Genomic DNA, 18213 nt, shown 5'->3' with positions numbered 1-18213 from the left:
CCCGGCCGCCGCCCCTCAGCCGTCCCCGCCGAACCAGCGCTCGCGAGTGAGGAACGCGAGCTGCGCACGCTTGCCCGGCAGGTCGATCTCGGGCCCGCGCTCGAAGCCCAGCCGCAGCATGCGGGCGATCGCGGCGTCGTTGCTCACATCGGGCTCGATGACGATGCGCCGCGCGGCCGGGGGAGTGAAGAGGAACCGCGCGACGGCGGCCGCGAGTCGCGTCGTGAACGACGCGACCCGCTCGCCCCGGCCCCCGAGGAAGAAGTGCATCCCGACGTCGCCGGACTGCACGGAGTAGCAGGCGCCGACGGGATCGTGCTCGGGCTCGTACGTCTGAAGGAGCGCGACGGGAACGCCGTCGCGGCGCACGAGGAAGGCGTGGTGCGTCGACAGCGAGTCGACGAACGCGTACAGGTCGCGCAGCTCGTCCGGCGGCAGCTCACCCAGGCCCCAGAACCTCGCGTGCGGCGCCGTGACCCACGCGTGGATCGTCTCGAGGTCGGCCTCGGGGTCGAGCACGGCGAATTCGAGGCGCCCCAGGTGCGGCTCGTCCTCCACGTGGACGACCTCGCCCGGCCGCCCCGAGGCGAGCCGCGGGCCGAGCACCCCCACCCGGGTGAGAGCAGCCCAGTCCGTCACGACCCGGGCGGGAGCAGCATCCCGCCATGCCTCGAGCTGGTCGGCGAAATGCGGCGATTCGGGGTCGCCGGACGCCCCGAAAGGCACGCCCCACCGGCTCGCCTCGCGGTCGGCGAGATCCCACGCCCAGCGCGCGACCGAGCCGCGCCAGCTGCGGTCCGTGAGCCCCGGCGTCGAGCCCGTGCAGCGGACGGTGTCGATGTCGCCCGAGAGCGGGATGCCGAGCCCCGCGCCGGGATCGGCCACGCCCTCGACGTCGGCCAGGACGTGCAGCGGCAGCAGCCGGTGGCGCTCGCCCCACAGCTCGACGCCGGCTCCGTTGACCGCCGCGGCCTCGACAAGCGCGTCGCGCGCGATCTCACCCGCGTCCGCGGCGAGGGCCGGATGTGCGAGCAGTCGCGGCAGCCCGGCCGCGATCCGGCCGAAGACGCCGAACCACGGGTCGTACACGGCGCCGAACCCGTGCGGCTCCCGCAGCGGAGCGAGCACGGGGTGCGCGGCGAGCCGGCGCACGAGCTCGGCACGCCACGCGGCGTACGCACCCGCAGTCTCGGAGTCCGCCGACATCCGCCGATCCCACGCGTCGAGCGCATCGCGCACGGTTGCCGCCGCATCCGGCAGCGGGCCGCGGGGGAGGAAGGCGAGCAGCGCCTCCGCCGACCCGACGAGATCGTCGCCCCAGATCGGCCCGAACTCGTCGGTGGCACCGGGCTCCAGCCCGTCCAGCAGCTCGCGGATCCGCCGGGCCCGGTGCGGCGGCGCGTAGCCCGCTCCGAGGTCGATCTCAGCGCGGTCGGGTCGTTCGTTCGCGTCCACCTGGACGCCGCGCACGGCGACAGCGCGCGGCATCCGCTTCACCCCGACCGGCGCGACGGAGCGCGCATCGTGCGGCAGAAGACGGTCTGCGGGCTCGCGGTCGAGCGCGCGACCGACCGTCGCCGAGAGCACTTCGCCGCCGCGGTCGGCCGCGAGGAGCCTGTTGATCGGGTCGACCCACGAGCCGAACGCCTCGACGACGTCGGCCGCCGAACGTGCGCGCAGGAGCGGAAGCAGCGCGCCGAACCCGAGATCGGCTGACGCCCGCGCCGGCATCCGGACCGACCACCCGACGAGCTCGCCGTCGACCTCCTGCAGATCCGTCACGACGGGCCCGCGCTCGGTCTCGATCGCCTCGACCTCGACGGGCTCGCCGCCGCGCACGATCACCGTCGAGCGCTCGACGCGTGTCGGCTCCCAGCCGCCGGGTCCCAGGGCCTCGATCCCGTCCGTGGTGCGGCGCAGCGTCTCGCGGAAGACATCGGTCCCGTGCGCCATCGCGTTCGTGATGCCCCACGCCGCCGCGCCCGTGTGGCCGAAGTGCTGCACGCCCGGAACCCCCGGAAAGGAGAGCCCGACGACGTCGAACTCGTCGCACGCGAGTCGCACCTGCTGGTATACGCCGGGCAGCTCGAACATGCGGTGCGGATCGCCGGCGAGGAGCGGCATCCCGCTGCCGGTCAGCGAGCCGTGCAGCGCCCACGCGTTGCTCCCCGACGAGGAGACCCCGTCGTCGAGCTCGAAGAACGGGATCCACTCCTCGCCGAGCGTGCGGGCGACGTGCGCGCGCCACAGGATGACGGGGTACGTCGTGAACAGCACGTGGTTCACGTGCAGGATGCCGAGCGGTGCGTGATCCACCCACTCGCCGACCTCGACCTCGCCGCCGAACCGCTCGTCGAGCGCCCTGAACTCGGAGGGCACGACGGCGCGCAGCCCCCGCCGCACGCCCTCGACGAACGCCTCCACGAACGCGCGCGTCTCGTCGTCGAGCCCCTCGAAGGCGCGTCGAGCCGTGTCGTCGAGTCGCGCCCGGCGCGCGAAGACGTCCCACGCGACGCCCGCCTCGCCGACGAGCTCGGCGAGGCGGCCCTCGGCGCGCAGCCGGTCGGCGTCGATCTGCCACGCGCGGTCGCGCGCGGTCGCCTCTCCCTGCGCGTCGGCGAGCTCGAGCACGCCCGAGGCCCGCACATGCGGCACGCCCAGCGCGTCGCGGAACAGCTCCGCCATCAGCCTGCGAAGGCGAGCGCCGCAGAGCGCGCGACGGGGTTCGCGAGCTCGCCCGCGTAGAGCAGCGACGCCGACTGGTTCGCGAGGTCGACCATCTGGAGAGTATTGCGCAGCTGCAGGCGGTTGAGGCACGAGTGCGCGAACGTCTCGGCCCGCAGATCGACGCGCGAGCCGAGATCCGGATGCTGCTCCCGGTGCTCGTCGATCGCCTCGGCGACCAGCATCCAGAACACGGACTCGGGGAGCGTGCCGTCGGCGTGCAGGATGCCCGACAGGTGCCGCAGCACGCCGTCGAAGACGTCGGTGAAGATCGCGAGGGCCTTCTCGTCGTCGTCGACGGGCGAGACGATGCGGCGGATCTCATCGGGCACCGCCCGGTCGGCGAGCAGCGCGACCTCCTCGCCGATGTCCTTCATGAACGCGCCTGTCGGCACGGCACCGTCGAAGACGAGGATGAGGTTCTCGCCGTGGGGCATGAACGCGAGGTCGTACGCGAGCAGGCAGTGCACGACGGGGCGCAGATACGCGCGCAGGACGGCGCGCACCCAGTCGGCCGCGTCCAGGCCCGACCGCCGTACGAGTGCTGTCGCAACAGACCTGCCGACAGCATCCCGATGCAGGAGCGAAGCCAGCGTCGCGAGCCGCTCGCCCGGCGCGATGAGCGGGATCGGGCTCTCGCGCCACAGCGCCGCGATCATCTTGCGGTGCGCCGACGGCGTGGCCGTGCGGTGATAGGCGTCGCCCGTGTAGCCGATCGAGGCGTGCTCGCGGAGCACTCGGAAGCCGGCATCCCGGAGCGTCGCGTCGCGCTCGACGAGGTCGTGCACCCAGTCGTTGATCGCGGGCGTCACGCGCATGTAGGCGGGGGAGAGGCCCCGCAGGAAACCCATGTTCTGCACGGCGAGCGCGGTCTTGACGTAGCTGCGCTCGGGCCGCGAGCGATTGAACATCGTGCGCACCGACTGCTGCGCGAAGTACGCGTCGCGCCCCTCGCCGAGGAGGACGAGGTCGCGTCGCGCGAGGTCGGGCGCGAAGGTGACGGCGATGCGGTGCTCCCACTGCCACGGATGCACGGGCAGCAGGCGGTAATCGGCCGGGTCGAGCCCGAGGTCGTCGAGACGCGACGCGAAGTGCGCGCGCTCCTCGACGCCCAGCTCGCCGCGGAGGAGCGTCGCCTCGTCGAGGCCCGCGCCGAGAGCGAGGTGCGACAGCTCACGCCGCGCTGCGAGCCACACGAGCCGGAACGCCCGCCCGGCCTCGGGCGCGAACGCCGCGTGCTCCGAGGCGCCGAAGCCGATGCGGCCGTTGTTGGCGACGAAGCCGGGGTGGCCCTCGGTCATCGCCCCCTCGATCGTCTGGAAGTCGGCGACCGCCAGCTCGTCCGCGCTCGGCCCGCCGCGATGCGCCTTGAAGGCGGCGCTCGCGAGGGTCGACGCGATCTCCTCGAGGTAGGTCGCGAGCAGGTGATCCGGGATGCCGAGCACGGCCTGCAGCTCGATCACGAACTCCTGCGCGTCGAGCGGAGCGCGGACGCCGTCGACGAAGCGCTCGAGCGTCTCCTCCTCGATGACCCAGTGCTCGAGGGTGCCGACGCGCGCGCGGAACCGGTACTCGGAGCCGGGGGTGACGAGCCGCCACGCACCGGGGGATGCGGCATCCGGAACCGGCGTGAGCAGCCGCTCGTGCGTGAACTCCGCGATGGCCTTGGCGACGAGGTGCCGCTGGGCGGTCGCGAGGTGCTCGGGGGTTAGGTGGGCGGCAGGGTTCATGAGAGGGCTCCGAGGGGCGAGGCGGCGAAGTCGTCGCGCGTGCAGATCGAGAGGGCGGCGCGCTTGACGCCGTCGCCGTCGGGAACGTCGACCTCGCGCAGCACGCGGAATCCCGCGCGGGCGTTCTTGAGGGCGATGCGCTCGTTGCGGACGTCGGGCTCGACGACGACGCGCAGCGCTCCGAGGGTCTGGAAGCAGTGGCGCATGACGGCGGCGAAGACGGCGTCGGTCAGGCCATGTCGCGGCCGGCCGTGGGGCGGCGCGATGAGCACGTGCATCCCGAGGTCGCCCTCCGCCGCCTCGTGGATGCCCGGCAGCAGCACATGCCGCGGGTCGTACGTCTCGGCGAGGAAGGCCGGTGCGCCGTCGACGACGCCGAGCCACGAGTCCTGGTGCGGGTCGGTCACAACGCTCGCGAGGTAGTCGGCGACGTCGTCCTCGGTCAGGTGGGCCATGCGCCAGAACGATGCGTGCGGGTCGGCGAGCCACGCGCGGACGATTGCGGCATCGCGCCGCGGATCCGCACCGACGATCGCGATGTCGAACCCGGTCGCGACGGTCATCGGGCGGCCTCCGCGGGCAGAAGCGCGTCGTGAGGCAGGCCGAACTCCTGGAACGCGATGCGCCGCTCGACGGGGTAGACCTCGCGACCCGTGACCGCCGCGAGGATCGTCGAGTTGCGCCACGCCCCGAATCCGAGATCGGGGGCCGTCAGGCCGTGCGTGTGCTCCTCGCCGTTCTGCACGAACACGCGCCCGCGTCCGGCGTCGATCGAGTAGTCGCGTGCGACGTCGAGGCGTCCGAGCGAATCGAGGGCGATCCGGTCCCGGACCGGGTCGAGGAACGCCGGCGTCCGGGCGGAGTAGCCCGTCGCGAGGACGAGGGCGTTCGTCTCGCGCTCGTACTCGCGGTCGAGCTGCGCGTGGTGCAGTCGCAGCCGGAAGCGCTCGCCGTCCCACGCGGCGCCCTCCACCGACGTGTCGGTGAGGAGGGTCGTCGGCACGGGACCCGCCGCGCTCAAGCGGTAGAGCGTGTCGTAGATCTCGTCGACGAGGTCGCCCGAGATGCCCTTGTAGAGCCCGCGCTGCTCGCGTCCCAGGTGCTGGCGGAGTCCGAGCGGCAGCGCGTGGAAGTGGTCGGTGTACTCCGGCGACGTCATCTCGAGCGTCAGCTTCGTGTACTCCATGGGGAAGAAGCGCGGCGACCGGGTGATCCAGTCCAGCCGGTACCCGCCCTCGCGGAGGCCGTTCAGCAGATCGAGGTAGATCTCTGCGGCGGACTGCCCGCTTCCGACGACGGTGACGGATGCTGTCGCCCTGAGCGTCTCGCGCTGCGGGAGGTAGTCGGCGCTGTGCACGACGGGACCGTCCAGTGTGCGCAGGGCCGGGGGCACGACAGGCTGCGTGCCGACGCCGAGCACGACATGCCGCGCGCGGAATGTCTCCTCGGCTCCGTCATCCGTCCGCATCGTCCGGACGAGGTACGTGTCGTCGGCGGGGTCGTGCTCGACCGCGACGACTTCGTGGCCCCAGCGCAGGTTCGCGAGCTGCTCGCTCGCCCAGCGGCAGTAGGCGTCGTACTCGGCGCGCAGCGGGTAGAAGCTCTCGCGGATGTAGAACGGGTACAGGCGGCCCGTCTGCTTGAGCCAGTTGACGAACGAGAAGCGCGACGTCGGGTCGGCCATCGTGACGAGATCCGCGAGGAACGGGACCTGGATCGTCGACCCCTCGAGCATCATTCCGTGGTGCCAGCGGAAGTCGTCGGCGCGGTCGAGGAACAGCGTGTCGAGGCCGAGCGGTTCGGCGAGGCACGCGAGGCCGAGGTTGAACGGGCCGATCCCCACGCCCACGATGTCGTAAGTGCGGTCGGCGTCCGGCGTGCGGTGGGTGCGTTCGATCATGCGAGGGCCTCCGTCCCGACGAGATCCTCACCGAGGTCCTGGCTCATGCCGGCGAGGGCGGCGGCGGCATCCTTGACGAGCGCAAGGACGGCGCGGACGTCCTCGAGCGTCGTTTCGGGGTTGAGGAGCGTGAGCTTGAGGCAGGGTCGCCCGTCGATGACGGTCTTCGCGACGAGAGCGCGGCCGGAGTCGAACAGGACGCGGCGCACCCGGGCGACGAGGGCGTCCTGGGCGACAGCATCCGTCCCCTCCGGGATGACGCGGAACAGGACTGTGCTCAGCTGCGAGCGGCCGACGAGCTCGAGCTCTGGGTCGCGCGCGATCTCGTCGTGGACGTCCGCGGCGAGGTCGATCACGCGGTCGAACAGCTCGCCGATGCGGTCGGCACCCAGCGCGCGGATCGTCGTCCAGAGCTTGAGCGCGTCGAAGCGCCGCGTCGTCTGCAGCGACTTGTCGACCTGGTTGGGCTCGGCGTTCTCGCGGGGGTTGAGGTAGTCGGCGTGCCACGCGCCGGCGGCGAGGTCGCGCGGCTCCCGCACGAGGATCGCGCTCGACGACACGGGCTGGAAGAAGCTCTTGTGGAAGTCGACTGTGACCGACCGCGCGCGCTCGATGCCGTCGATCAGGCGGCGCCGCGTCGGTGAGACGAGCAGGCCGCACCCGTACGCGGCGTCGACGTGCAGCCAGACGCCGTGCGCGTCGGCCGCGTCGGCGATGCGGGCCACGGGGTCGATGACGCCCCGGTCGGTCGTGCCGGCCGTCGCGACGACAGCCATCGCGATGCGGCCTGCGTCGCGCACGGCATCGAGGGTCGCGGCGAGCGCGATCGGGTCCATCCGGCCTTCGCCGTCGTCGGGCACGGCGATGACGGCGTCGTCCGACAGGCCGAGCATGAGGGCGGCCTTGTCGACGCTGAAGTGGCTCGAGGCCGTCGCGAGGATGTTGAGGCGGGGGAGGATGCCGGACCTCTCGCCGCCGTGACGAGCGAGCGTCCACTCCCGGGCGAGCAGCATGGCGTGGAGGTTCGACTGCGTGCCGCCGGACGTGAAGACGCCGTCGCCACGCCCGAACCCGATCCGGTCGGCCGTCCAGTCGACGAGCCGGCGCTCTATGAGCGTCCCGACCGTGGACTGGTCGTACGTGTCGACCGAGGTGTTGACGGCGGCGAGCACCGCCTCGGTGGCGACGGCGGGGAGCGCGACAGGGCAATTGAGATGCGCGACGTACGCTGGGTCGTGGAACCAGACCGCGTGCTCGAGGAACAGTCCGTCGAGCTCGCGGATCGCCGCCTCGGTGCCGACGCCGTCGCCGTCGAGGTCGGTCTGGTCGACGAGTGCATGGAGCTCTTCGCGGCTCGCGCCGGAGAAGGGCTGGCGCACGCTCGCGAACCGCGTCGCGATCATTCCGGTCGTGGCGTCGAGGAGGTCGGCGTACTCGGTCGCCGTGGAGCGGTTCAGCAGTTCGTGCACGGGCGCGGCTCCTGGGTGGGGTCGATTCGGTCGTGCGAACGCCATCGGTCGCGAGGTAAGCGTTGCCTAACCTAACTAGGTTCCGGATCCTGAGGCAACCCCTTCTTCACCGTGTTACGCGTCGCCGTCCGGGCTCGATTTCGCGACTCGGCATGGGCTGGGGTAAGCTCTTCGAGTGCCTCCGCGCCGACTCGTGCGGGGGCCGTGCGCCCGTAGCTCAATGGATAGAGCATCTGACTACGGATCAGAAGGTTAGGGGTTCGAGTCCCTTCGGGCGCGCACTGTGTTGAGACAGTAACCCTCGAAAACCCGCGGATTACCGCGGGTTTTCGTGTTTGTGGGTGGCGGCGGGATCGCTCTGATTCCGGGACATTTCTGTCTGCCCAAGAGTCAGAAGAGTTCGCGTTGGCGCCCGGCCGATTCCGCGGAATCGCGCGGATCTTGGGCGAGCGGTGCAGCCTCGGTTCAGAACGGATGTGTGCACGCATGTGTGCACCTATGTGGGCACCGGATCACACATCACTCGGCCCGCTGCACGCGCGATCAAACGTGCGGAGTGGGTTCGAGGGAGTTCGATTACCGCTCCCGGTTCGTGCTTTTCATCGCCCGGGGCATACGGGCAAGCCGTCCATCCGGATCGGCGAGGCGCCCACGGACTTGACCGGCGCCAAAGTCAGACCCGTCGAGGTCGTCCTTAGGCGTTGGTTTCGGCTGCCTACGGTTGCACGCTGCGGGACCGATAACCGCGCGGACTGACGCCCGCACTTGACCGGGGCTCACGCGCACTACTCCCATGCGGACCAATATGTGGGCGCACCTGTGACGCACCGTATTTTCGTATTACGCTTGGCTCGTGAGTGCGGGTGAGACGATCGGGGGAGTGCCGGTCACCGAGGAGCAGATTGCCGCGTGGGCGGCGGAAGCCGAGGCTGGCTACGACATCGACGCGCTCAAGAAGCGGGGGAGGGGTCGGCCCGGACGTGGTGCGGAGCCCTCGCAGGTCGTCGCATTGCGGTTGACGAGCGAGGAGCTCGCCGAACTGGACGCGCTTGCCGGGCGGCTCCACAAGACGCGATCGGAACTCATCCGCGCCGCGCTCGCTGCGTACGCCGCGTGAACATCCACGGCGCGGCGCTCAAGCACGGCATCGCGGCCGAAGACGCGATCCCGGCTTCGAGTCCCTTCGGGCGCGCACTGTGTTGAGACTGAGACAGTGAACGCCGAAAGCCCGCGGATTTCCGCGGGTTTCGTGTTCCCGCCGCCGTGCGGAATCCTGAGTGCGAGAAACGGCGAGCCGGGGGTGGAGCCACTCGATCAGCGCTCCCGGTTCACGCATTTCACTGCCCGGTGCAAATGATCATCGAACGCCGTTCGCCGGGAATCGGCGCGCCAACAACGGCTACAGCGGCTTGCGCATCTGCTGCGTCACGACTTCATATCCCGCTGAGGCGTAGAGCATGACGGCGGGGCGATTGGAGCCGAAGACGTTCAGCTCGAGCGCCCTGGCACCGGCATCCCGGGCCGCGGCTTCGACAGCCGCAAGGAGTGCGCGTCCGAGGCCTGCGCCCCTCCGCGCCTCGATGACCTCGATGTCGTAGAGGAAGGCGATATCGGGCGCCCCGCGCGGATGATCCAGGCTCACCCACGCGCGACCCACTGGCTCACCTGCCGCGTCCAGCCCCGTGAGAAGCAGCATCCGTTTTGTCCGGAGGCCGTCCGGGAGGGCCTGCGCGTTCTCTTCGCGCGCTCGCTCGACCGCTCCCTCAGCTGCCCATCGGCCCGCCTCGACCTGCTCCACGGCGTACTCCTCGGCGAGGACGAGCTGCCACTCGTGGAACTCCGTGCGGGTCATCGGCCGCACCGTCACTGTCGCCATGCGTCGTCCCTCACTCCCGCGCCGGGACGTCGTCGGTCGTCCGGACACATTCTCGCGCAACCCCTCTGGCACCGTCGGCGACGACACGTCGACCTCAGCGTCTGCGCAGATCAGCACCGGTACCCCCTGCGGGTTGACGCCCGCAGGCGAGCAGGGCTCACGCGCTCTGCTTCCGTGCGGACCAGTGTGCGAGCGCACCTGTGACGGACCGTGCGTCCTTGGGAGGCCTTGCCCGTGTGCGAGCTCGGCCGGATGCGGCCGCATCCGGGTGCGCGTCAACGGTCTTCCGCGCAGAATGGCGGCATGACAGCTCAGAGGCCCATCGTCCGGATGTGGCGGGGCAGTGTGCGAAGCGACGACGTCGACGAGTACGTCGCCTACATCGAACGCACCGGCATGCGGGAGTATCGCGAGACGCCAGGCAACCTCGACGCGTGGATGCTGACACGCGAACTCGGCGACGGCACTACCGAGGTCGTGACAGTGTCGCGCTGGCAGAGTCTCGATGCGGTCGAGGGCTTCGCCGGCGCGGACATCGAGGCTGCCGTGTACTACCCCGAAGACGACCGTTACCTCGTCGAGCGTGACGACAGGGTTCGCCATTGGACTCAGGTGTCATAGCTCGCGAAATACGCCCGACTCGCGACCCGCCTGCGGACGCACGACGCGCTGTCGACGGGCAGTCGACGGCCGATGCTCGGGAGCGTGGCTCGCCGGCGGCTGGTGGGTGTCGTCAGTCCCTCGAGTATGGATGCATCTCACCGGCGCCGTCAGGCCGCGGGATGTGGATATGGTCGTCGAATGAAACCGCGCGAGAGGGTCGGGAGTATGGCCCGCCCGTCGGTATGCAGCGCGGTCATCATCGCCCTTGGCCTTGTGTGTGGAGGCTGCTCGTCGTTCCCCAGCCCGCCGAACGCCGTCGGAGACGACTATCCAGGCACGTGCCTCCCGGCGGAGCTGTCCTGGCCCACGGATTTCTTGGAGTCTCTGCCGGGCGAGTCATCGGCGGTCGGCGGCGGGATCGTGGGTCTGCGGTTGGAGTACATCGACTCGCGGTGGGTCTGGCGAGTGAGGAGCGCCGCCACCGAGCACCAGGCTTTCGGCGAGCAGGCGGGCGATCGGAGTTTCGGCAGAGAGTCGCTCATCGACGTTCGAAGTCTGGAGCCCATCGCTACGCACGACGTCACGCTCACAGAAGCCGAACAGCGCTCGCCCTCGACTGGCGCGCTGGAAGCTGCCCAGGAAGCGGGCGAGCGGTGGCCGAGCCCGCTGATCATCGAGATGGTGCGTGTCATGGACGGCGATCAGGCAGCCTGGCAGATCACGACGTGCGACACGGACACCAATCAGCAATCGCCGATGATCCTGCACTGACGGCACGATGATCGACCCTGCGCGGGACCCCTAGGAACTGCAAACCACTTGCGTCCGTGAGCGGCAGGGCTACGGTCGGTCACATGGCCTCCATGCTGGAACGTCTTCGGCAGGCGATGAACGAGCATGACGCTGAGCAGATGGCGTCCCTGTTCGCCATCGACTATGAAAGCAGCCAGCCTGCTCACCCCGCCCGCGGCTTCAGTGGTCGCGACCAGGTGCTGACCAACTGGACCGCGGTGTTCCAAGGCGTGCCCGACTTCACCGCTGAACTCCTGGCTGTCGCGATCGACGGAGAAGCCGAATGGGGCGAGTGGGACTGGCGCGGCCGATACTCCGACGGCTCGCCATTTGCGATGCGCGGCGTGGTGATCCTCCTCGCCGACAACGGCCTGATCGTGCGAATGCGCTTATACCTGGAACCCGTCGATGGCGGTGACGATGACATCAGCGCCGCGGTTCAGACCCTCTATCGGCCGCCGGCCAGGAGCTGAGCAGCAAACCTGCGCGCGGACTCGGTGGCGAGAAGTGATCGCGCCCAGACGACAGGTGTGTTCGACACCACCCAGTCGCTCGGTCGGATCGTCGTCGGCGTACGTCGTCAGCGATGACGGATAGGGTTGCGAGGTGATCGCGCCTGCTCCACCCGGCCCTTCCCCTGCACCACGGCCGGGCGCCATCTACTTCCTCGGGCGCGTGGTCCTGCGGCCGTTGTTCTGGCTGATGTTCCGCCCGCGCATCGTCGGTCGAGAGAACGTGCCTGAGCGCGGGCCGGTGCTGCTGGCGAGCAACCACCTTGCGTCGCTCGACACGGTCATCATCCCGACATCCGCGGCCCGGCCTGTGCAGTTCCTCATCAAGTCGTCGTACTTCACGGGCTCCGGGATGCTGGGCCGCTTCAAGCGCTGGTTCTTCACATCGATCGGCGGCGTCCCGGTGTACCGTGCGACCGGTCGTGACGCGCGCGCCGCGCTCGACGCGGGCAGCAGCATCCTGCGGGCGGGAAGCGTGTTCGCGGTGTTCCCCGAGGGAACCCGTTCACGCGACGGGAAGCTGCACGAAGGTCACGGGGGCGCGGCGTGGATGGCGCGCGACACGGGCGCCGCGGTGGTACCCGTGGGGCTGATCGGGACCGGCACGGTCAAGCCGCTGAGCCATCTGCTGCCCGGGCGGCCGCGTCTCGAGGTGCGCTTCGGCGAGCCGCTCGACCTCGCCGACCTCGAGGGTGTGCCGGACGGCAAGGCTCGTCGCCAGATCACCGAGCGCATGATGGCCGCCATCGCACGCCTGAGCGGTCAGGAACGCTCCGGCAGCGTGAACGCGACTTCGCGCGACTGAGCCCGCTCCGGTTGAAACACCGGGAATCGCACACGACACCCGTCGCCGCACCCTCCCACCGCCCCCGACCCCAGCATCCCGGACAGCACTGAATGCGGTCGCGGGTGATGCAGCCCGCGGACCGATCCTCGCGACGGCTCTTGTGTTGTGCCCGCGCGGCTCCGGGTGAGGGTGGCGCGAGGTGTAGAAGTCGATGGAATTCCTTGCCGCATTGGCTTGACAGTGTCAAGCGAATGCGGCATGATCGAGTCATCCAATACTTGACAGTGTCAAGTAGCCACATCAGGACCTCATCCAAGGAATGATCATGACCACTTTCACTGCACCTCGCATCCACACCGTGAAGGCCGCTCCTAAGGTGCAGGCGCTCGCCCCGCGCTCGTTCGGCTCGTGGCTGAGCTTCGGCTCGGTCTTCAGCGCCGCTTCGATCGCGTCGGTCCTCAGCTTCTTCTCGATCGGCTCGTTCGCCTCGATCGCCTCGGTGCTCTCGATCGGCTCGGCCGGCTCATTCCTGTCCATCGGCTCAGTCGGGTCGTTCCTCTCGATCGGCTCGACCGGCCAGTTCGGCGCGATCGGCGACGTGCCGGTCCTCGAGCCGGCGCTGCGCGCGATGGGCCTCATCTCCTGAGGTCCCCGCGCGCTCGGACGCGCCCTCCGCGCCACCGCGGCCAGGCTCAACGCAACGGGCGACCGCAGCCGGGAAGTCGAGACAGGAGTCCCCACTCTTTCGGTGATCGGCTGCAACCAGTACGGTTCGCGCCATGGGGCAGGAAGCGGTGGGGGCAGGCACGGAGTTCCGGATCCATGGGGTCGGGGACCACGAAGCACTATCGGCATTGGGTGCGGGATCGCTGCTGGCGACTCGATATCCGACCGGGGCGGACTTGTACAGCCCGCCGCAGCTTCCCGATCACACGCTGAGACTGATCAACTGGTCGCGGTCGTCGCGAAGAGTCGCGGGCCGTCCCACGTGGTTCCTCGCGCTCCCGTACTCGCTCCTCAACGTCGCCGGTGCGACCCTCGACCGATGCGAGGGGGGAGCGGTTCGGACGCGCCTCGGCGGGCTGGTTCATGTCTACGGACTGCTGGTGTCCGTCGTCGGGCTCATCTGGCTGATGGTGATCGCCGAGACCATCCTCGACGTCGTGCCCGGGGCTGGGGCCGAGGGCGTCGTGCCCGTCGTCCTCGGACTGATCGTCGCGGCGTATTCGACCGCGATCGTCTGGCGTGGCGGTCGCGTCATGGTGGGTCAGCGGAACGGCTCCGCACGACGGGAGCGGATGCTGTCCGGCGGAGTCATCGCGGCGCACGTCATCGCGTCCGTCATCGTGGGTGCCTGGGTCGTGTTGCTTCGACCCACTCTTCTGGAGGTGCCCGCGACGGGACTGCTGGAAACCGTGACCTATCAGCGCCTGGTCGGGCAGCTTCCTGAGGGTATGTCCTACTGCCAGGGCACTGCCGAGCTGCGGGATCAGTTCGTCAGCGCCTTGAACCCGTTGAACGCGATCATCGTACTCAGCGTCGGGTTCGCGTTCGTCGGGGCCCTCGCGTTGGCCGTCGCTTCGATCCTCGGAAAGCGGCCCGAGTTGGCCGCCGCCGCGGTCGCGCTCGTGGGCAGCGTCGTGCTTGCCAACGCGTTCGGTGGCGCCCTTCGCCTTGCGCTGGATTGGTTCCTCGCCTACCTGAACCGTTATGGCTGGGTGAGCGACGAGGCGGGTCTGGGTGGACGGGGGCGGTATGTCCACGGCCACGACCCTGCGTGCGCGCCGATCGGTGGAGATTGGATACCGAACACCGTCTTCGCCAACGCGGTGATCGCGCTCGGCATCCTCATCCTCTCCCTCGTACTGGTGAACCTCCTCGGCAAGCGCGCAGCGAAATGGCCGCGTCACCTCTCCAGGGTGGAGTGGGATCGGTACCTTCATCGGCTCGTCGGGTCGCTCGGCGAACGCCTCGGGTGGGCATTCCTCATCGGCTCTGCGCTCTTCGTGCTCTGCTACGTCTGGATCTTCACGGCCCGCGCGGATGGGGGACGCGGGAGCACTGCCTTCGTGGTGCTCACGGCGCACGTGGGAGCCCTCGTCGCCGTACTCCTGGTCTTCCTCAACGGCCGAATCCGCCGAGTCGGCGCGATGGTCGCCGATGTGATCGGATTCTGGCCGATCGCGTGGCACCCACTGGCAGGGCGTTCCTACCGCAACCCGGTTCTCGCTTCCGTTGGAGAGGATCTGCATTCCTCGCAAAGGCCGGTCGTCGTCGTCGGCCACTCGCAGGGGTCGATCCTCGCGACCTGGCTCTGTGCGGGAGACGGCTTGCGGGATCGCGCGGGAATCGCGCTCGTCACCTGCGGCTCTCCCGTCCGGACTCTGTACGGGACGTTCTTCCCGGGTTACTTCAATGACGAGCTCTACGCCGACGTGACTCGCGACGGACTCCGCTGGTCCAATTTCTGGCGGGATACCGATCCGATCGCGTCCCCCTTCGGCCTGGCAGGCTGCACGGACACTCAGCTCCCCGATCCCCGTCGAGCCGACTCGTCGGCATCGCCTCTGCCGATTCCGCGGAATCCTCGTCCCGGGGGAAAGGTGCGGCCATTGGGCCACAGCAACTACTGGACGGACCCTGATCTGATGAACGAGGTCACCGGCTTGCTCGGGTCGCGGAGGGAGAACGACCGCACCGGCGCCGAGCGTTAGGACGGCATCTGCTGGACCGGCCGGCGGACGACGCTGAAGTGTTCGTGCTCCTCGACGGGGGCGAAGCCACGCGCGTCGAACATCGAGCGCGGTCCTCGGAACGATGCGGAATCCTCGCCGGTCTCCACTCGACGGGGGTACCCCTCGATGTACCGGGCGCCCCGTGCCTCGCCGTCGGCGAGGACACGATCCAGCAGCGCGGATGACACCCCGTGGCGCCGATACGGCGGCGCGATGATGAAGCAGGACACACCCAGGACCGTGTCGGGGGCGGGGCCCTCGGGATCGACCTCGCCGTATTTCCGGTAGGTCGAGCGGTGCGACGCGTTCACCCATCCCGCCGGTCGGCCGTCGACATAGGCGAGATACCCGAGCGTGGCTCCCGAGCGCAGCCGGTCGATCATGTCGGCGCGCACATCACGCCACGGTCGCTCGGGAAGGTCGCCGGTGTGGGGGTGCAGGCAGTAGCACGACCCCCAGTCGGGGTTGTCGGGGAACGCATCCCGGTCGAAGAACCGCAGCCAATCGTCGATGCGCTCCTCTGTCACCGGATGGACCTCTATCGAGCCGATCGACGCACGTCGCTCGATGGGCCCGTCCTCGCGCGCCGACGCCTCGGCGAAGTTCGCAGCCCACAGTCGCAGCTCATCATCGGGGTACGGCACCTCGTGCGTCGCACGCAGGTGTGCGATGAACTGGTCGACGAGTGGTCCGATCTCGCCGCCGTCGAAACGCGCGTCCTTCTCGAAGCACTCGATCCACATTCCGCCAGCCTACGAGCGGCGGGCTGCCCACGCATCGGGATGCTGTCGGGCAGCGCCGATCGCGGGATCCGCGGGCTCGTCTGCTACGCGAGCCTGATCCGCTCGTCATGCTCATCGAGCACGAAGATCTCGCGCGCAACGGCACGGTACAGGCGGTGCTCAGCGGGCTCGCGCAGCCTCGCCGGAGACCACTCGCCCAGGCCACGCTCGATCGAGCGGCGGTTGTAGACGGACAGCGCGTCCGTGAACCCGTGATCATCGACCGGCTCAGCATCCGCGGCGACGTACAGAGCGCCGACCGAGCCCGGTGGCCTGCTCGAGTCGAAGATCACCATCGACACCCGAGGGTTGTGCACGATGTTGCGAGAGTGTCGTGCGCCCGGCTTCGACGCCCAGACGAACCACTCGAGGTCGCGGGCCGCGAACCAGACCGGCGACGCCCACGGCTCGCCGTCGGCACTGGACGTCGCGAGCGTGAGGTATGAGTTCGCTGCGACGAGATCGAGTGCGATTCGGTACCCATCCGGTTCACCGGGCTGCGACAGCATCCGTCCAGGCTACGTGTGCGCCGACGACCGCAGCCACCAGCCGGGTGCGGATCCTCAGCGCGGTTCGCCCCGCACGGGTCGACCGGGGTACGCGTCGAGGTCCGGCTCGCCGTCCCGGATCACGAACGTGCCGCCGACCAGCAGGTGACGCACCCCGGTGGAAGGACGGACCGGATCGGTCGTCGTGGCGTTGTCGGTGATGGTGTCGGGATCGAGGATGACGAGATCGGCGTCCGCACCGGCCGCCAGGAAGCCCTTGCGGCGCATTGCGGGTGCCGCGTCGTCGAGCAGGCGCGACGGCAGGTACGAACACCGGCGGAACGCCTCCACCCAGTCCCAGAGTCCGTACTCGCGCACCATCTGCCGCAGGCTGCGTGCGAACGTGCCCGCCGTGCGCGGGTGCGTCGAGGCACCCGCCGGCAGCGGCCACTCGCGGCTGTCGGCGCGGTGGTCGGGCCACTCGACCGGCATGGCGTCGCTGGCCACGATGGAGTCGGGATAGGCGAGCGCATCCCGCAGACGAGCGCGGTCGGCCTCGTCCCGCTCGTCGAGGAACTCCACGAAGCACGTCGCGGCGGGATCCGTCGCGCGGATCTCGCGCAGACGCCGCTCGTCCGCCAGCCGCTCCCCGGTGCCGAGCATGATGATGCTGGTCGGCGAGAGTCCCGCAGCGCCGAGTCTCTCGGGGGCCAGGAAGAACGCTCCGACACTCGTGCTGCCCATGCCGTACGGGTACGCCTCGACGCTCACTCTCGAACCGGCGGCGCGTGATCGCTCCAGCGTGCCCAGCACGCGGTCGATGTGCCGCTTCGACGTGCTGTTGACATGGCAGTGATGCATTGCGGCGCCGGTCTCGGCGGCCGCGATCACGACCTCGGTCGACCCGTCGATCGGAGTGGTGGGATCGATCTCGACGAGTTCGCGCACATGGGTGTACGTGGGCACGCCGGCCGCGGCCGCGAGGCGCGCGACGGCGAGGTACTCCGCCGGGTCGGATCGCGGCGCGTACCCCATGAGCACGCCGATGCCCAGCGCGCCGGCCGAGAGCTCGCGCTCCAGAAGCCGCAGCCACGCCGTCAGCTCGGTCGGCGATGAGCTGCGCTGCCAGTCCAGATCACCGAGCAGCCCCATCGCGTCGTGGAATCGCGCCGTCGGCTCGAGACCCGCCAGCACCTGGCCGCGCGCCGAGGTCCACGACGCCGAGAAGCCGTAGTTGAGCACCCTGCCGTCGGCGGCTGCCTGGGCGTACGCGCGCTCGACGGGCATGAGCCCGGCTTCGAGGTCGAGGTTCGTCGTGACTCCGTCGAACGCCTGGAGACGTTGGCCGGCGATCGAGTGCACGTGGCTGTGCAGGTCGACGAATCCCGGACCGACCACGAGCCCGCTCACATCGACGACGGCGGCTCCCGCGTCGAGGATGGGCAGAGCCGAAACGCTCGCCACTCGGCCGCCATCGACGAGCACGTCGGCAGCGGACGCGGTCCCGGATGCCGGGTCGACGACGAGCCCCCCGCGGAGAATGGTGCGCATCCGCCCATTCTCTCCTTCGGCGCCGGAGGCGCGTCACCGCCGTCGGGGACCGAGGCCGGTGACGCCGATCGTAGGCCTGAGCTGGGTGTGGATCCAGCTCAGGCCTTTGAGGCCGTCACTCAGTCGGCAGGTCCGAATCGAGGCGGGCGGCTCAGCGTGTCCGTCCGCGGGTGGGGGTGGTCATGGGGTGTCCTCGCCGAGGCCGGCGGCGGAGACGGGCTGTTCGCCGGCGTCTTCGAGGAGGCCGTTCAGGATGCGCAGGTC

General features: G+C 69.8%; 16 protein-coding genes and 1 tRNA gene. 8 read left to right on the top strand and 9 right to left on the bottom strand.

All coding sequences use genetic code 11. The features are described from left to right. Positions 1–15: 15 nt before the first annotated feature. From ABZ477_RS14900 to ABZ477_RS14880, 5 genes are read right to left on the bottom strand one after another with little or no spacing between them, the layout of a single operon-like run. The gene (locus ABZ477_RS14900; RefSeq protein WP_360134604.1) at positions 16–2685 is read right to left on the bottom strand and encodes a GNAT family N-acetyltransferase; all 2670 of its coding nucleotides are present in this window, start codon (positions 2683–2685) and stop codon (positions 16–18) included. After that, on the bottom strand, positions 2685–4454 hold the full coding sequence (locus ABZ477_RS14895; RefSeq protein ID WP_360134601.1) for an IucA/IucC family siderophore biosynthesis protein: 1770 nt from the start codon (positions 4452–4454) through the stop codon (positions 2685–2687). Before ABZ477_RS14895 ends, ABZ477_RS14900 begins: the two co-directional genes overlap by 1 nt. Beyond that, on the bottom strand, positions 4451–5017 hold the full coding sequence (locus tag ABZ477_RS14890; RefSeq protein WP_360134598.1) for a GNAT family N-acetyltransferase: 567 nt from the start codon (positions 5015–5017) through the stop codon (positions 4451–4453). Before ABZ477_RS14890 ends, ABZ477_RS14895 begins: the two co-directional genes overlap by 4 nt. After that, on the bottom strand, positions 5014–6354 hold the full coding sequence (locus tag ABZ477_RS14885) for a SidA/IucD/PvdA family monooxygenase (RefSeq protein WP_360134595.1): 1341 nt from the start codon (positions 6352–6354) through the stop codon (positions 5014–5016). The genes ABZ477_RS14890 and ABZ477_RS14885 overlap by 4 nt, the downstream gene beginning before the upstream one ends. Then, the gene (locus tag ABZ477_RS14880; RefSeq protein WP_360134592.1) at positions 6351–7823 is read right to left on the bottom strand and encodes an aspartate aminotransferase family protein; all 1473 of its coding nucleotides are present in this window, start codon (positions 7821–7823) and stop codon (positions 6351–6353) included. The genes ABZ477_RS14885 and ABZ477_RS14880 overlap by 4 nt, the downstream gene beginning before the upstream one ends. A 206-nt stretch (positions 7824–8029) precedes the next feature. Here ABZ477_RS14880 and ABZ477_RS14875 point away from each other — a divergent pair. Next, a tRNA-Arg gene (locus ABZ477_RS14875) sits at positions 8030–8102 on the top strand. Between the two features lie 601 nt (positions 8103–8703). Next, entirely contained in the window at positions 8704–8940 is a 237-nt protein-coding gene (locus tag ABZ477_RS14870; RefSeq protein WP_360134589.1) for a ribbon-helix-helix protein, CopG family, read from the top strand. Positions 8941–9222: 282 nt separating this feature from the next. On the opposite strand, the gene ABZ477_RS14865 is transcribed toward ABZ477_RS14870, so the two are convergent. Next, a complete protein-coding gene (locus ABZ477_RS14865; protein ID WP_360134586.1) occupies positions 9223–9699 on the bottom strand; it encodes a GNAT family N-acetyltransferase in 477 nt (158 codons plus the stop codon). A gap of 303 nt (positions 9700–10002) precedes the next feature. On the opposite strand from ABZ477_RS14865, the gene ABZ477_RS14860 reads away from it, so the two are divergent. The 6 genes from ABZ477_RS14860 (at position 10003) to ABZ477_RS14835 (ending at position 15107) form a co-directional block, all read left to right on the top strand. After that, the gene (locus tag ABZ477_RS14860; RefSeq protein ID WP_360134583.1) at positions 10003–10320 is read left to right on the top strand and encodes a hypothetical protein; all 318 of its coding nucleotides are present in this window, start codon (positions 10003–10005) and stop codon (positions 10318–10320) included. Between the two features lie 414 nt (positions 10321–10734). Continuing rightward, positions 10735–11073 carry a hypothetical protein gene (locus tag ABZ477_RS14855; RefSeq protein ID WP_360134580.1) on the top strand — a complete coding sequence of 113 codons (339 nt, stop codon included), beginning with the start codon at positions 10735–10737 and terminating at the stop codon, positions 11071–11073. 83 nt (positions 11074–11156) lie between these two features. Beyond that, the gene (locus ABZ477_RS14850; protein ID WP_360134577.1) at positions 11157–11567 is read left to right on the top strand and encodes a nuclear transport factor 2 family protein; all 411 of its coding nucleotides are present in this window, start codon (positions 11157–11159) and stop codon (positions 11565–11567) included. A 133-nt stretch (positions 11568–11700) separates the two neighbouring features. Beyond that, a complete protein-coding gene (locus tag ABZ477_RS14845) occupies positions 11701–12411 on the top strand; it encodes a lysophospholipid acyltransferase family protein (protein ID WP_360134574.1) in 711 nt (236 codons plus the stop codon). A gap of 307 nt (positions 12412–12718) precedes the next feature. Further along, complete coding sequence (locus ABZ477_RS14840) at positions 12719–13039, top strand: hypothetical protein (RefSeq protein WP_360134571.1); 321 nt, start codon at positions 12719–12721, stop codon at positions 13037–13039. A gap of 256 nt (positions 13040–13295) precedes the next feature. Continuing rightward, entirely contained in the window at positions 13296–15107 is a 1812-nt protein-coding gene (locus ABZ477_RS14835) for a hypothetical protein (protein ID WP_360134568.1), read from the top strand. Here the strand turns inward: ABZ477_RS14835 and ABZ477_RS14830 are convergent. The 3 genes from ABZ477_RS14830 to ABZ477_RS14820 form a co-directional block, all read right to left on the bottom strand. Continuing rightward, a complete protein-coding gene (locus ABZ477_RS14830) occupies positions 15104–15871 on the bottom strand; it encodes a GNAT family N-acetyltransferase (protein ID WP_360134565.1) in 768 nt (255 codons plus the stop codon). The two genes, ABZ477_RS14835 and ABZ477_RS14830, sit on opposite strands and share 4 nt — an antisense overlap. Positions 15872–15954: 83 nt before the next feature. Continuing rightward, a complete protein-coding gene (locus ABZ477_RS14825) occupies positions 15955–16419 on the bottom strand; it encodes a pyridoxamine 5'-phosphate oxidase family protein (RefSeq protein WP_360134563.1) in 465 nt (154 codons plus the stop codon). 54 nt (positions 16420–16473) lie between these two features. Next, positions 16474–17949 (bottom strand): amidohydrolase family protein, encoded by a 1476-nt coding sequence (locus tag ABZ477_RS14820; protein ID WP_360134560.1) that lies wholly within the window; start codon positions 17947–17949, stop codon positions 16474–16476. Between the last annotated feature and the right edge of the window lie 264 nt (positions 17950–18213).

Origin of the sequence: Microbacterium sp. NPDC019599, assembly GCF_040632175.1 — a bacterium.
Lineage (GTDB): Bacteria > Actinomycetota > Actinomycetes > Actinomycetales > Microbacteriaceae > Microbacterium.
Note: the sequence above shows the minus strand (reverse complement) of the source record. Positions and strands in the feature narration are given on the sequence as shown.

What these genes read in the sequence shown, in the direction of transcription:
- ABZ477_RS14900 (WP_360134604.1), bottom strand. Translation starts at nt 2,685, where the DNA reads ATGGCGGAGCTGTTCCGCGACGCGCTGGGCGTGCCGCATGTGCGGGCC.
- ABZ477_RS14885 (WP_360134595.1), bottom strand. Translation starts at nt 6,354, where the DNA reads ATGATCGAACGCACCCACCGCACGCCGGACGCCGACCGCACTTACGAC.
- ABZ477_RS14890 (WP_360134598.1), bottom strand. Translation starts at nt 5,017, where the DNA reads ATGACCGTCGCGACCGGGTTCGACATCGCGATCGTCGGTGCGGATCCG.
- ABZ477_RS14895 (WP_360134601.1), bottom strand. Translation starts at nt 4,454, where the DNA reads ATGAACCCTGCCGCCCACCTAACCCCCGAGCACCTCGCGACCGCCCAG.
- ABZ477_RS14820 (WP_360134560.1), bottom strand. Translation starts at nt 17,949, where the DNA reads ATGCGCACCATTCTCCGCGGGGGGCTCGTCGTCGACCCGGCATCCGGG.
- ABZ477_RS14830 (WP_360134565.1), bottom strand. Translation starts at nt 15,871, where the DNA reads ATGTGGATCGAGTGCTTCGAGAAGGACGCGCGTTTCGACGGCGGCGAG.
- ABZ477_RS14850 (WP_360134577.1), top strand. Translation starts at nt 11,157, where the DNA reads ATGGCCTCCATGCTGGAACGTCTTCGGCAGGCGATGAACGAGCATGAC.
- ABZ477_RS14825 (WP_360134563.1), bottom strand. Translation starts at nt 16,419, where the DNA reads ATGCTGTCGCAGCCCGGTGAACCGGATGGGTACCGAATCGCACTCGAT.
- ABZ477_RS14840 (WP_360134571.1), top strand. Translation starts at nt 12,719, where the DNA reads ATGACCACTTTCACTGCACCTCGCATCCACACCGTGAAGGCCGCTCCT.
- ABZ477_RS14865 (WP_360134586.1), bottom strand. Translation starts at nt 9,699, where the DNA reads ATGGCGACAGTGACGGTGCGGCCGATGACCCGCACGGAGTTCCACGAG.
- ABZ477_RS14860 (WP_360134583.1), top strand. Translation starts at nt 10,003, where the DNA reads ATGACAGCTCAGAGGCCCATCGTCCGGATGTGGCGGGGCAGTGTGCGA.